The organism is uncultured Aquimarina sp. (assembly GCF_947495315.1).
Classification (GTDB): domain Bacteria; phylum Bacteroidota; class Bacteroidia; order Flavobacteriales; family Flavobacteriaceae; genus Aquimarina.
In genome coordinates this window covers 270,516-283,386 of record NZ_CANLYD010000002.1, presented here as the reverse complement: position 1 = coordinate 283,386, position 12,871 = coordinate 270,516, and the positions used below count along the sequence as shown (strand labels likewise).

Here is a 12,871-nt window from a genome sequence, read left to right as displayed (position 1 = left end):
AAATACAATTTTTATTGCCTTGGCCGCATTGGATATGCTTTCAATTCCTTCTCTGGTAATTTATCAAGTTTAAAATATCCTTTTTTACCATCTTTAGTGTATGCGACCACGCATTCTCCGTCCTTAAGCTCGAATGGTATTTTTTGTTCGATTTCAGAGACTTTGTTACTATATTCTTCCTTTGGGTCACTACTCATAATAATATCCTTTCTAACTGTTTTAGGATCTGTATATCTTCCACTATAAACAGCTTTATTATTTTCAAAATTAAGTTTCACCTCTTTCCCTTTGAAATAAACGGTTTCTAATTGTACATCAGAAGTTCCATCTAGAGGAAGATAAACCATAAAACCAGCCCCTCCTCCTCTTACTCCAGAAATCCAATTTTGAAAATAAGGGTCTTTAAGTTGTACTGGTGCTATTTTATCAATTTTTTGACTTGTGGCACATTGCGTAAAAGCGACCAAAATACTTAGTAAACTGATTTTGATAATAATTGTTTTAAGGTTTATTCGTTGTCCCATTTTTTCTTTAAATGTTCACGATATTTTTCTTTCATCTTCTTTATATCCCTGGTATTAAAGACAAAGTTCATACCAAAATTAAACGCTACTCCAGAAAATAACTTAGTATCATCACCATTGGTAATGTTTAACCCATACATATACGGAAGACCAAATTCTAATTCTAGACATTTAGCAAATCTATAATTAATTCCGGCTCCGGCTGTTAACAGTAATAAACCTCCACTATTATCTTCAATAGCAATATCAGCAGGATCGTTTGCCTTGTAACGAATAGCACCGATTCCGACTCCGGATTCTAAATAGAAACTAAATTTACCACTATTAATTGCATGTTTCCTAAAAGAAGGAATAAAACCGTATGCCTGAATTTCAGCATCTCTCCCATTTTCCTGTTCAATATCTTGAGGAAATAACACAAAAGCTGATGTATTGATAGCGAAACGTTCGGACACATAATAGGACAAACTTGGTTTAGCTGCGATTCCACTATAACCATTGCCAAAATCCATAAGTGGAACGCCAGCGATCCCCATTTTTATATCACCTGCTTCATAAAGGGTTTCTGATTCCTGCGCATTGACTGTAGATACTAAAGACGCGATAACTAGTAGCGCGAAAAGTTTAATTGTTTTCATTTTTCTTTTTTCCCTTAAAGATAGAAAACGAAAATGTCCTTTATCATAAAAAAAACAAAAAACCTCATACATCATTGTGTATGAGGTTCTTGAATACAATTTTTTGAATTCCTATTTCTACTCAATTTTAGAAATAAGATTTTCTATATATCCTTTTTGAAAAAACGTTATTTGATTTTTGAATTTAGGTGTTCTACATTTTTCGGTACAAGATCAACGGACATAGCATTATAATCGTGATATATTATCTCACCTGTATATCCGTCTATAACTTCAACAAACTTCTCTTTTGCAGCACTAGTAGACATTAAATAATAAAAGGTTTCTGTAGCATTTAATATTTTACTTTGCAAACTCTTCCTATCAATATATTCATATTTCCAAGAATAATCTTTAAAAAGCTTATCAGGATCTTTTCTATCAACAAGTACTAACTTTCTTGGGTGTAATCTCATTTTTATTTCTTCAGGAACAAACAGAGTTTTTTCTTTTAAATCTGCTAGTTTTTCTGAGTTTTCGTGGTTTCCATAAAATCCATGTTTCTCATTTTTTAAAAGTAACCTATTAATCTCTGTTAACTGATTTTTAAGATAACCAAGACCATAATTAAGGCTAAGATACACCTTAGCAATATCTTTAGTTTTCTTTTTACCGTCTTTGATATGGTATTTTAGCTTGTAATAGTTCCTTGTAAATGTGCTACTAGAAAACCAATTATTAGCGTTACCAGCATTGCTTACTGAACAGCTTGAACTTAAAGTACTAGTGTAAGAGCCAAATGAAAATACAGCATACTTAGTATTTCTATCATAGTCCTTATATTCCTCAGTAGATATTACCTTAAAATCATTAAAAGTCCAAACCTCCGAAATTGCTTTCTCTAAAGAATCCTTTTCATAAATATCGAGAACAAAAAGAGTAGTTCTGTTTTTCAGATTTTCATATTCTTCTTTTTCGAAATCCCAAGTAGATACTTGAGCAAATAAAGAATTACTTATTAAGTATATACAAACTAACATTAAACCATTTCTCATAACACAAAATTATTTAAATCTCTTTAATATAATATAAAAAGGTCTTGTAATCACTTACAAGACCTTTTTATATTTCAAATTATATTCTTAATTATTCAACGCTTCTGCACCACCAACGATCTCTAGGATCTCATTAGTAATAGAAGCTTGTCTTGCTTTGTTATATTGTAATTTAAGTGCGTCTCTTAATTCTGTTGCATTATCAGTAGCCTTATGCATTGCTGTCATACGTGCTCCGTGTTCTGACGCAAAAGAATCACGAATTGCTTTGTACAATTGTGTTTTAAGCGATTTAGGAATCAATTGCTCTACAATCTCTTCTTTAGACGGCTCAAAAATATAGTCTAAATTAGCGCTCTTTTCACCCGCTACCGGCTCAATCGGTAGGAACTGCTCTGTAGTTACTATTTGAGTTGCAGCGTTTTTAAATTTGTTATATACAACGACTACTTTATCATAAGAACCATTCATAAATAACTCCATTAGTTCTTCTGCAATATCAGCAACATTAGCAAATGTAAGATCGTCAAAGACTTCACTTTTATTAGCAACGACAGTATGTGTTTTAGAAATAATATCATTCACTTTTTTACCGATGGTAACAAAGTCAACTTGCTTACCTGCATACACATTATTGTACAGCTCTCTTGAACCCTTAATAATATTAGAATTAAAAGCACCTGCCAAACCACGATTAGAGGCAATTGCTACTACTAAAACTTTGTTTACCTCACGCTGCTCAGCATATGAACTTGCACTGTCTCCTTCCAGAGAAGCACTTAAACTCTGTAATAATTCAGTAAGTTTATCTGAGTAAGGACGCATAGCAGTAATTGCCATCTGTGCCTTATTCAACTTCGCTGCCGACACCATTTTCATGGCACTGGTAATTTGCATCGTTGAGGATACAGAGGTAATTCTACTACGTAATTCTTTTAAATTTGCCATTTTTCTTAGTATTGAGTATTGACTAGTTAGTAGATAGTACTTCCTAAAACAACACCTTTCTAATAGTATAACTTTATATAAAATACAGAGTACTAAAAATCTTAATACTCTGTACTCAATACTATTTACTTATATTTTGCTGAAACCTCTTTACAAGCTGAAAGTAATACGTCTGTTACTTCATCTGTTAATTTTCCAGCTTTCAAAGTGTCTAATGTATCTCTATGTTTTGCATTAAGATATTCTATAAAGTCACTTTCGAATTCTTTGATCTTATTTACAGGAACATCTCTTAACAGGTTCTTAGATCCTGCATAGATGATCGCGATCTGATCTTCTACTGTATATGGATCATTCTGAGCTTGCTTTAAGATTTCTACGTTACGCTTACCTTTTTCAATAACATTTAAGGTAGCTGCATCAAGGTCAGAACCAAACTTAGCAAACGCTTCTAATTCACGGAACTGTGCTTGATCTAGTTTTAACGTACCTGCTACTTTCTTCATTGATTTAATCTGTGCTGATCCTCCAACACGAGATACAGAGATACCTACGTTAATTGCCGGACGAACACCAGAGTTAAATAAATCTGAAGTTAAGAATATCTGACCATCAGTAATCGAAATTACGTTAGTTGGGATATATGCTGATACATCTCCCGCCTGTGTTTCGATAATTGGTAGGGCAGTTAATGATCCACCACCTTTTACTTTATCTTTTAAAGAATCAGGAAGATCATTCATATCTTTTGCAATACTATCATCTGCGATTACTTTTGCAGCACGCTCTAATAATCTAGAGTGAAGATAGAATACATCTCCAGGATATGCTTCACGTCCTGGTGGACGACGTAATAATAATGATACCTCACGGTATGCAACTGCCTGCTTAGACAAATCATCATAAATGATTAAAGCTGGGCGACCTGTATCACGGAAATACTCACCGATTGCAGCACCTGCAAATGGAGCATACACCTGCATTGGAGCAGGATCCGAAGCATTAGCTGCAACAATAGTTGTATATGCCAATGCACCTTTTTCTTCTAATACTTTAGCAATTAATGCAACAGTTGATGCCTTCTGACCAATGGCCACATATATACAGTATACTGGTTCACCAGCATCATAAAATTCTTTTTGATTTAGAATTGTATCAATACACACTGTAGTTTTACCAGTCTGACGGTCACCGATTACTAACTCACGTTGTCCTCTACCAATTGGCACCATTGCATCGATAGATTTAATACCTGTCTGTAATGGTTCTGTAACTGGCTGACGGAAAACTACACCAGGAGCTTTACGCTCTAATGGCATTTCGAAAGTTTCACCTTCGATCGCACCTTTACCATCGATAGGGTTACCCAATGTATCCACTACACGACCTACGATTCCTTCTCCAACATTGATGGAAGCAATTCTTTGTGTACGTTTTACTGTTACACCTTCTTTTACTTCTGTTGAAGAACCTAAAAGTACTACTCCAACATTATCTTCTTCAAGATTCAGTACGATTCCTTCTAATCCAGATTCGAACTCTACTAATTCTCCATACTGAACGTTAGACAATCCGTATACCCTGGCGATACCATCACCAACTTGTAATACTGTACCTACTTCTTCTAGTGAAGCCGTAGCTTCAAATCCAGATAATTGTTGTTTTAATATTGCTGATACTTCAGCAGGATTCACCTCTGCCATTTTATAATAGTTTGTAAAAACGAGCCTAAATGCTCATTCTCTTATTATTAAATTTTTATTATTAAAGTAATTTATTAATTACTCAATTCTCTTTTTAAACTTGTTAGCTTATTAGCTATACTTGCATTATACTGCAAATCTCCTACTCTAAGAATAAATCCACCAATGATACTTTCATCGATAATATTTTCTATGGTAGCCTCATTACCAGTTAGTTCCTTTACTTTAGCCATTACTTTAGCACTTAATCCTTTATCTAAAGGAACAGCGGTAGTAACCGTGGCAACTTGGGTATTATTTAACTGATCAAATAAAACAATGTACTGCTTAGCAACATCTTCTAATAGGTTCACTCTTTTATTTGTAATTAACGTATCAAAAAGTTTTTTTGTCAGGTCGCCGGTATTTTCGAAAACCTCACGCAAAGAAGCTAGCTTTACTTCGCTTTTGATCAAAGGACTATTTAATACCATTTTGAGCTCAGCACTACTATCTATAGTAGCGATAATACTTTGCATATCTCTCTGAACATCCTCAGTAGCATTTTTATCTTGAGCTAAACTCAAAACTGCCTTAGCATAACGTATTGCTGCTCTACTCATCTTATGATTAGTTTAAGGTAACATCTCCTAACATAGACTCTACCAACGCTAGTTGCTTGTCTTTGTCAGCTAATTCTTTTCTTACTACTTTTTCTGCTATCTCCACAGAAAGTCCAGCCACCTGACTTTTAAGATCAGCAATCGCGGCTTTCTTTTCACTTTCGATAGTAGCTTGTGCTTGAGCAACAATCTTATCAGCTTCTGTCTGTGCTTCAGCTTTTGCATCTGCGATCATATTCTCCTTCAACTGTCTTGCTTCTTTAAGCATTCCATCTCTTTCTGCACGAGCTTCATTAAGGATACGCTCATTATCAGCCTGAAGGTTTTGCATTTCTTTTCTAGCCGCCTCTGCAGACTCTAATGCATTTTTGATCCCTTCTTCTCTATTATTTAAAGAGTCTAAAATTGGTTTCCAAGCATACTTTCTTAATAAAAACAGTAATACCAAAAGTATTAATGCTTGCCAGAAAAATAGTCCGAATGAAAAATCGTTAATTAATTTATCCATTTCTTATATACTTATTAGTGTTGTCTAATCTTTAATTTCTAAATGGTAAATATCACTTTCAACCAACCGTTGAAAGTGATATTTTTTTAATTTCTTACTTCCCAAGGATTAAAGCAGCGAATGCTAAACCTTCTAAAAGTGCCGCGATAATAATCATCGCAGTTTGAATCTTACCTGTAGCTTCTGGTTGACGAGCGATTGCTTCCATTGCCGATCCACCGATTTTTCCTAAACCGATACCTGCTCCGATTACAATCAAACCTGCACCTACTAAACCTGGAATTTCCATAAAAAAAGTATTAAATATTAAACAATTATTGTTCTTATTCTTAATGATGATCGTGATCTTGAACTGCCAACCCAATAAACAAAGCAGATAACATTGTAAATATAAATGCTTGTAAAAAGGCTACTAAAAGCTCTATCACTGATATAAATATTGTCAACAGTAATGACACAGGTGTCATCACATATATGTTTTGTGCTGTAAAAATTAATGCTATCAAACTCATAATTACTACGTGACCCGCAGTAATATTAGCAAAGAGACGAATCAATAACGCGAAAGGCTTTGTTAATGTTCCTAGAATCTCAATTGGCATTAATACGATTTTCATAAGTACCGGAACACCTGGCATCCAGAAAATATGTTTCCAATATTCTTTATTTGCGCTAAATTGAGTAATGAAGTATGTAAACAAAGCTAAACATACTGTTATTGCTATGTTACCTGTCACATTAACTCCAAGAGGAGTCATTCCCAGTAAATTCAAAATCCATATGAAAAAGAATACAGTAAGCAAGAATCCCATAAATTTTCTATGCTTTTCTTTTCCAATGTTAGGAATAGCGATTTCATCACGAACATAAATAACTAAAGGTTCCAGCACTCTTCCAAAACCGGTAGGTAAATCACCTTTTTTATAAGATTTTGCAAGACCTCCAAACATCAAAAACATCAAAATACATACAATAAGAATGGTTACCACATTCTTTGTAATTGAAAAATCTAATGGCTTTACATTGGTTGCATGATGATCTTCATCATAAGTTATAGTACCTTCTGCATCGGTCTTGTATATTTTACCGTGATCTAACTTGTAGAAATTATCATCAACCTCTGCAACTGTTTCACCATGATGGAATTTAGAAGAAGAGAAAATCTTTAAACCATCATCCCATAAAATTACTGGAAGAGGAAAACCTACATGAGTTCCTTTTTCCCCATCAGACCAAAGTGTAAAATCGTGCGAATCTTGAAGGTGATGTTCTATGTAAGCATCAATCTCACTTTTTGTATCTACTTTACCTTCGTTTTCTCCTTTTTTAGCATCTTTTGCAACCAGATTCAAAGAAGTGAGAATCAAGGCCAAAGTCATAAAAATTCTAACTACACTAATTTTTTGCATTCTAGGTCAGATTTCGGTTCCTAAATTTCGGTGCAAATGTACATAATTAAGTTAGATTCTTAAACTATTTTTAGCAAATAAGTTTTTTGAAAAAAATAAAAAAATAAAACACTGATAATCAGTTATTTATTATTATTAAGTAATTTAGCTATATAATATATTTCCAAAGACAAGCATACTAAATAGGGTATAAAGAAATCCAAGAATACACTTTTATCAATTTCAATATTATTCATCTTTATTAGCGCAAGAAAAATACCGGTTTTCACAAAACTTCCTGCCAGAAAGATGAATCCTATCTGATCTTTATATTTTTTACTTAGTAAAATTATTGTAGATGTAAAAGCAAAGGTAAAAGCAGCGTTAAACTTATAAGATAGATCAACAATTTCAATATTCTCCCCAGCAAAGAAATGATTAATAATTGACTTATGAGCTAAATAACCGCCTAATACTATTAGTATAAAAAGTATTGTAAATCTTACTAAATTCTGAAGCATACTGTTGAATTATATTTTGCAAAGAAAACAAATTATGCTACATAGTTTAATTAGACCTGTTAATTTTATTCAACTGCTTAATAACCAAGTATAATGATGAGGCCACTCCTAAAAGAACAAATACTATTGTTAGCCATTTCTCTTGAAATCCAAAATAAGCGTCTAGTTTTTCGCCTATGTATGCAAATAGAAATATAGTAGCTCCCATCTGAAAAGCTATACCAGTTAAGACAGCAAACTTTCTAAGCTGATTTCCCCTGTCCTTGCTGTCCTTGTTTTTGTCCATCTTGTTTGCCTCCAAGAGATTTAACGCCACCTTTCATCACACAAGATGCATTGAATGTTGCTCCTGGCTCTACAGCCAGTTTACCAACAGAAACTTCTCCTTCGATATGCGCTGTTGGTTTTAGCGATAAGGTGCCAGATATTACAAGGTTACCTGAAAATTTACCTTCGAAATCAGCATCAGAACATTCTAATGTTCCCTGAATAAAACCTGATTTTCCAACCACTACTTTTCCTGTAGTTTTAAAAGTTCCCTCTATGGTCCCTTCTACTCTAAAACCGCCTTCGGAAATAACATCTCCTACAATTTTAGTTCCTTCTGAAATTTTGTTTTGGTTTCTGGAGAAATCGGTTAAAGCTTGATCTTTTCCTTTCTTGTTGTCTGAAAACATATTACTGGGGGGATTAAAATTATTATTCTGATTTAGGCTCTAAATATTTATCCAGGTTCTTATGTATCTGGATAATTCTATAATTAGGTGATGCTACTATAAAAAATTCTTTGTTCACCTTTTCATAGTATTTCTTTTTTCTATTCCATTTAGTAAGGTCTACTCCTCTTGTATCTTCAATTTTACCCAGAATTAAAAGTTCTGCCAGACCTTCTGCTCCTAATTTATCTCTTTTGGTATGGATTACCACAAATTGTTGATCTTTTGTATAGATATCCAATGAAACTTTCATTTTATCATACCTAAGGTCTTTGATGATCGCATCTAGTCGTTCCTTCAGCTCTTGCGCCTGATTATCTCCAAATCTGGAATATGCATACACAAGCTTATGATTTTTTTCCTGCTCAATACCCTCTTTAAAATCGCTGTTTTGAATTTGAGGAATTGTAGTTTGATATATTAATTGTGCTTTTTTGCCTTCTGGACTTTGAGGATAATTTAGTGAAACATAGTTTAAAGCTTCTTTATAAGCCTCAAATCCTTTATAGCGACCAATTGCCTGTGCTTTCAATAACTCAAATTTCGAAACAAAATCCTCTCCACCAAACTTAGTAATCAACTCATCACTTTCTTTAATCACTGAAGCATATTTCTGATTTTTAAAATCCTTATACAATCTATTATACATAGATTCCGGACTGTTTTGATCGTCCTTTAATGCTTCATCAGGGTTTTGAAGAATTTTTGCGTAACGAGAATCTCCATGTGTATTAATGATGTCCTGCTTAAGTTCATTTGATTTTGTTATATCTCCTTGTAAAAGATATATTTTATACAAATTATATTTAGAAGGGACTATTAAGCGTTCTTCGGGATTACTTTTTAAAAGATTTTCAAACTTATCTATCGACAATCCATACTCCTGAAATTTCTCTTTATATATAACGCCCAACTGATAATACGCAAAATTTCTGTCGGTTTGTAAACTATCTAAAACTACCTGGTCCGTTGGCAATTGTGTAATATATGTTTGCGGATCGAAAGTAGGATCAGTATCTATAGAGTATTCGTCTTGTTCAGTCTGATCCTCATTAGATACAGCACTAGGATTTGTAATACTGGAAATTCTCCAATTATCCTGTAATTCTCGATTTCCAAAGGTTCTTTTGAAAGCAGTTTTTCCATAAGCTATCGTAGTCGGATTATAAAAATAAAATGTACCTCCTTCTTCTGGATTTGGACCACTACTATTTCCTAATCCTGTTCTTGGCTGACTAAATCGTTGCTCATTAGGAAGTTCTCCTTTTATTCTTGCGATTTCTGCAGCTTCCTGAGCAGCAATAGCTTCTGCCTTTATTTTTTCTGTATACTCTGAGTAGTATGCTATTCTTTCTTCTGGAGACATTGCCACTACAGATAGAATACTATCATTAGTCTTTGCAATTCCTTCATATAAAATGACATCGTCCAGATTTACTCTTTTCTTTTTAAGTACGCGATATTTTTTAGAATCTACCACCATGCGCTCCAGTGTACTATCATAATAAGCACCAGCGATAGCATATTCTTTATCATCAAAATTAATATCGCCTAAAGCTTTATAGTTCAGTGATTCCAGATGTTTATCTTCAGACTTAGTTCTTAGTGATTTATTGTAATTTTCCACTGCTAAATCAATAGAATCCAGTGTATTGAAGTACACTGCCTTTTGATTATAAATTTTATCAAGGAAAGGTCTATTCTCTCTATTTTCCTCTAGATCCGTTAGAAGTTCCAGAAATTCTATCTTATTTCCCGTTTCGTAGTTAAAATTTCTTGCCTTTGCCATATAAGCATTAAGCATATATCTTCTAGGTGTTTTTCTATTAAGCTCAATAACCTGGTCAAAAGCATAATTAGCACTGTCCTTATACCCTAATTGATTAAGTAACTGTCCTTTTATGTATAAGTATCTGCCTTTTTCCTCATTATTCTTAGAATGGATAGCTGCTTTGCTAATATACGTTACGGCAGAATCTTTCTGTTCCAAATTGATATAAGCTTGAGCAATCATAGCCACAGCATCGGAATAGTCCTGAGCTTCCATATACTCTTCTTCTACCATCTTCATTAGATCTTCGACGGCTTTTTCATTATTATCCAAACGAAGATTAGTTTTTGCTCTCCAGACCTTAGCGTGATTGATATTATTACTGGTAGGATACTTATATAGTATATAATTAAAGGCTTCTAAAGCAGGGATAAAACGCTGTTCATTATATCTGGCTTTCCCTAAAAGTAAAAAAGATTCATCGATTTTAGGGTTTCGCTCTCTATCATCAATAAGCATACTATGCTTCTGAATTGCTTTTGCGGCTTTTTCCTCGGCTTTATCAAAATTTTGATTTAGCACTTCGTTAGGTAATCTAACATCCTCACTAACAATCAACCTTTCTACCGGAAGTAGTTCCCAAAAATTATCTCTATAAGTTTGTACAATATCTTGTTTTCCTTTTTCGAAAGCTACTCTACCATTATACAGAGTATTGTTTTTGGTAGTTACATCGTGCCAAGTCCTATTAGTCCATTTGTCTTTTTTACGTGAACAACTGAACCCAACTGCTATTAGGAGAAGTACAACGATGATTTGTGATAATTTTCTGCTCAAAATCTCAATAATTTATACGCTGATAACTTAAAAACTTGTGTTTTAGTGCATCAGAACGGCACAAAAATAATGTGTGAGATGTAAAAATACATTTCTTTCTGTAAAAAATAGGTTATTAACAACTTTTTCTCACTGGGTTCGTGCTTTTATTATATCTTCCAAAGTTGTTAACAATTTGCCTTTCAGAAAGAAGAACCTCTTTCAATTTGTTTTGTCTTTTAAGATAATAAACAAAAAACTCACCGAATACAGTGTATTACTACTATTTAGATTTATCGATCTTCGCGATTCATTCTTAATTGGCCTAACATCATGAGAATCATAGAAATTCCTATTGACGATATAGAAATCCTGAAGATTTTTTTGAATTCCAATAAAAAATTGGAAGCGATAAAATACATTATAGATACTTATGAATTATCACTGCGCGATGCGAATAAGGTTGTTAAAAAAATAATTGCCAATCCAGGATTAAATGTTATTAAAATTGAAGTAAGTCAAAATTTTCAAAGAGAAGTCAAAGATTCATTATATACTAAAACATCTAAGATTTCCACAATTATGTACTATTTATTGCTTTTTGTTGGACTTTGTTTATTGGTCGGAGGAATATATAATCTTGGTAAAACATTAAATTCTTTAGCCCAAACTGAAAAAACAAGTGCTACTATAATCAGATATGAATCTCATCTTTCGGTTACAAATAGCGATAACAGAAAAATTATACAAACTATGTATAATCCTGTAATGCAATTTACTTTTAGGAATAAGATTTACGAGCGCAAAACAAAAACTTCTTCATCCTCCAAGGACTTTGTCATCGACGAACAAGTTTCTGTTTACATACATAAAGATTTTCCAGCAGTTAATGAAGTCTATTTAGATGATTTCATAGAAAAATATGGGCTTGCATTAGCTCTTCTTTTATTTGGCGTTTTGATTACGGGAGCAGGATTTATTGTAAAAAAATTCTAAGTCTTTTTTATTACTTATTAAAATGCTCTTCCAGCTCTTTTAATGTCTCTTGCGATGTTACCAGATCTTTAATCACTTCTCCTTTATCTAACACTACAATGCGCTCACAGACTTCTGTAACGTGCATTAAATCGTGACTAGAAACCAAAACCGTCACATTAGGATCCGCAGCTAGTTCTTTAATTATCTTTTTTAGTCTAATCTGAGTTGTCGGATCTAAATTCGCAAATGGTTCATCCAGAATAATTACTTCTGGATTACCGATTAGTGCTGCTACTATCCCAGCTTTCTTTTGATTTCCTTTAGAAAGATCTCGTAAATACTTCTTTTGCCCTAAAATTTCTCCGTGAAAGAAATCTTCAAACTCAGCGAGCAATGCATCCACATCCGCTTTATTCTGACCACGAAGTTCTCCTATAAAATAAAAATACTCTTCTGCAGTAAGATATCCGATCAAGAATGTTTCATCAATAAACGCAGATGTAATAGATTTCCATTCTTCGCTTTCGCTAACTTTAATACCACTGTTTTCTATATGGCCTGTTGTAGGTCTAATTAAATCCAATAAGGCACTAAATAATGTTGTTTTTCCCGCTCCATTGTTTCCAACCAATCCAAAACTATCTCCTTTTGGTATTTCTAAGTGCTCAATATTCAACACTGTATTTCCTGCATAAGTCTTCGTAATATTATGTACTCCTATCAT

At 33.3% G+C, this 12,871-nt stretch carries 15 protein-coding genes; 1 reads left to right on the top strand and 14 read right to left on the bottom strand.

The genetic code is table 11. The features are described from left to right. Nucleotides 1–11: 11 nt before the first annotated feature. The 13 genes from Q0910_RS04645 to Q0910_RS04585 all read right to left on the bottom strand — a co-directional run bounded on the left by Q0910_RS04645 (nucleotide 12) and on the right by Q0910_RS04585 (nucleotide 11,190). Nucleotides 12–524 (bottom strand): hypothetical protein, encoded by a 513-nt coding sequence (locus Q0910_RS04645; RefSeq protein WP_299213078.1) that lies wholly within the window; start codon nucleotides 522–524, stop codon nucleotides 12–14. Next, nucleotides 509–1,162, bottom strand: a complete 654-nt coding sequence (locus Q0910_RS04640; protein ID WP_299213076.1) for a hypothetical protein — start codon at nucleotides 1,160–1,162, stop codon at nucleotides 509–511. Before Q0910_RS04640 ends, Q0910_RS04645 begins: the two co-directional genes overlap by 16 nt. A gap of 167 nt (nucleotides 1,163–1,329) precedes the next feature. After that, the gene (locus Q0910_RS04635; RefSeq protein ID WP_299213075.1) at nucleotides 1,330–2,196 is read right to left on the bottom strand and encodes a hypothetical protein; all 867 of its coding nucleotides are present in this window, start codon (nucleotides 2,194–2,196) and stop codon (nucleotides 1,330–1,332) included. Between the two features lie 87 nt (nucleotides 2,197–2,283). Next, on the bottom strand, nucleotides 2,284–3,144 hold the full coding sequence (gene atpG / locus Q0910_RS04630) for an ATP synthase F1 subunit gamma (RefSeq protein WP_299213073.1): 861 nt from the start codon (nucleotides 3,142–3,144) through the stop codon (nucleotides 2,284–2,286). A gap of 125 nt (nucleotides 3,145–3,269) precedes the next feature. Next, complete coding sequence (gene atpA / locus Q0910_RS04625; RefSeq protein ID WP_299213071.1) at nucleotides 3,270–4,847, bottom strand: F0F1 ATP synthase subunit alpha; 1,578 nt, start codon at nucleotides 4,845–4,847, stop codon at nucleotides 3,270–3,272. 74 nt (nucleotides 4,848–4,921) lie between these two features. Further along, nucleotides 4,922–5,449: an ATP synthase F1 subunit delta gene (atpH, locus tag Q0910_RS04620; protein WP_299213069.1), complete on the bottom strand. Its 528-nt coding sequence runs from the start codon at nucleotides 5,447–5,449 to the stop codon at nucleotides 4,922–4,924. A gap of 7 nt (nucleotides 5,450–5,456) precedes the next feature. After that, nucleotides 5,457–5,957, bottom strand: a complete 501-nt coding sequence (locus Q0910_RS04615) for a F0F1 ATP synthase subunit B (RefSeq protein WP_299213067.1) — start codon at nucleotides 5,955–5,957, stop codon at nucleotides 5,457–5,459. Between the two features lie 94 nt (nucleotides 5,958–6,051). After that, on the bottom strand, nucleotides 6,052–6,246 hold the full coding sequence (gene atpE, locus Q0910_RS04610) for an ATP synthase F0 subunit C (protein WP_201921264.1): 195 nt from the start codon (nucleotides 6,244–6,246) through the stop codon (nucleotides 6,052–6,054). 40 nt (nucleotides 6,247–6,286) lie between these two features. After that, entirely contained in the window at nucleotides 6,287–7,336 is a 1,050-nt protein-coding gene (gene atpB, locus Q0910_RS04605) for a F0F1 ATP synthase subunit A (RefSeq protein ID WP_299213493.1), read from the bottom strand. Nucleotides 7,337–7,488: 152 nt separating this feature from the next. Then, complete coding sequence (locus tag Q0910_RS04600; protein ID WP_299213060.1) at nucleotides 7,489–7,866, bottom strand: hypothetical protein; 378 nt, start codon at nucleotides 7,864–7,866, stop codon at nucleotides 7,489–7,491. 46 nt (nucleotides 7,867–7,912) lie between these two features. Beyond that, nucleotides 7,913–8,152, bottom strand: coding sequence for an AtpZ/AtpI family protein (locus tag Q0910_RS04595; RefSeq protein ID WP_299213058.1), 240 nt, complete (start codon nucleotides 8,150–8,152; stop codon nucleotides 7,913–7,915). Next, nucleotides 8,109–8,543 (bottom strand): polymer-forming cytoskeletal protein, encoded by a 435-nt coding sequence (locus tag Q0910_RS04590; protein ID WP_299213056.1) that lies wholly within the window; start codon nucleotides 8,541–8,543, stop codon nucleotides 8,109–8,111. The genes Q0910_RS04595 and Q0910_RS04590 overlap by 44 nt, the downstream gene beginning before the upstream one ends. 22 nt (nucleotides 8,544–8,565) lie before the next feature. After that, nucleotides 8,566–11,190 carry a hypothetical protein gene (locus Q0910_RS04585; protein WP_299213054.1) on the bottom strand — a complete coding sequence of 875 codons (2,625 nt, stop codon included), beginning with the start codon at nucleotides 11,188–11,190 and terminating at the stop codon, nucleotides 8,566–8,568. 312 nt (nucleotides 11,191–11,502) lie between these two features. On the opposite strand from Q0910_RS04585, the gene Q0910_RS04580 reads away from it, so the two are divergent. Continuing rightward, on the top strand, nucleotides 11,503–12,165 hold the full coding sequence (locus tag Q0910_RS04580; RefSeq protein ID WP_299213052.1) for a DUF3592 domain-containing protein: 663 nt from the start codon (nucleotides 11,503–11,505) through the stop codon (nucleotides 12,163–12,165). 10 nt (nucleotides 12,166–12,175) lie between these two features. On the opposite strand, the gene Q0910_RS04575 is transcribed toward Q0910_RS04580, so the two are convergent. Beyond that, nucleotides 12,176–12,871, bottom strand: a complete 696-nt coding sequence (locus Q0910_RS04575) for an ABC transporter ATP-binding protein (RefSeq protein ID WP_299213050.1) — start codon at nucleotides 12,869–12,871, stop codon at nucleotides 12,176–12,178.

Bases quoted from the DNA above. Each gene is read 5' to 3' on its own strand.
- Q0910_RS04645 (WP_299213078.1), bottom strand. From the start codon at position 524: ATGGGACAACGAATAAACCTTAAAACAATTATTATCAAAATCAGTTTA.
- Q0910_RS04640 (WP_299213076.1), bottom strand. From the start codon at position 1,162: ATGAAAACAATTAAACTTTTCGCGCTACTAGTTATCGCGTCTTTAGTA.
- Q0910_RS04635 (WP_299213075.1), bottom strand. From the start codon at position 2,196: ATGAGAAATGGTTTAATGTTAGTTTGTATATACTTAATAAGTAATTCT.
- atpG (WP_299213073.1), bottom strand. From the start codon at position 3,144: ATGGCAAATTTAAAAGAATTACGTAGTAGAATTACCTCTGTATCCTCA.
- atpA (WP_299213071.1), bottom strand. From the start codon at position 4,847: ATGGCAGAGGTGAATCCTGCTGAAGTATCAGCAATATTAAAACAACAA.
- atpH (WP_299213069.1), bottom strand. From the start codon at position 5,449: ATGAGTAGAGCAGCAATACGTTATGCTAAGGCAGTTTTGAGTTTAGCT.
- Q0910_RS04615 (WP_299213067.1), bottom strand. From the start codon at position 5,957: ATGGATAAATTAATTAACGATTTTTCATTCGGACTATTTTTCTGGCAA.
- atpE (WP_201921264.1), bottom strand. From the start codon at position 6,246: ATGGAAATTCCAGGTTTAGTAGGTGCAGGTTTGATTGTAATCGGAGCA.
- atpB (WP_299213493.1), bottom strand. From the start codon at position 7,336: ATGACTTTGGCCTTGATTCTCACTTCTTTGAATCTGGTTGCAAAAGAT.
- Q0910_RS04600 (WP_299213060.1), bottom strand. From the start codon at position 7,866: ATGCTTCAGAATTTAGTAAGATTTACAATACTTTTTATACTAATAGTA.
- Q0910_RS04595 (WP_299213058.1), bottom strand. From the start codon at position 8,152: ATGGACAAAAACAAGGACAGCAAGGACAGGGGAAATCAGCTTAGAAAG.
- Q0910_RS04590 (WP_299213056.1), bottom strand. From the start codon at position 8,543: ATGTTTTCAGACAACAAGAAAGGAAAAGATCAAGCTTTAACCGATTTC.
- Q0910_RS04580 (WP_299213052.1), top strand. From the start codon at position 11,503: ATGAGAATCATAGAAATTCCTATTGACGATATAGAAATCCTGAAGATT.
- Q0910_RS04575 (WP_299213050.1), bottom strand. From the start codon at position 12,871: ATGATAGGAGTACATAATATTACGAAGACTTATGCAGGAAATACAGTG.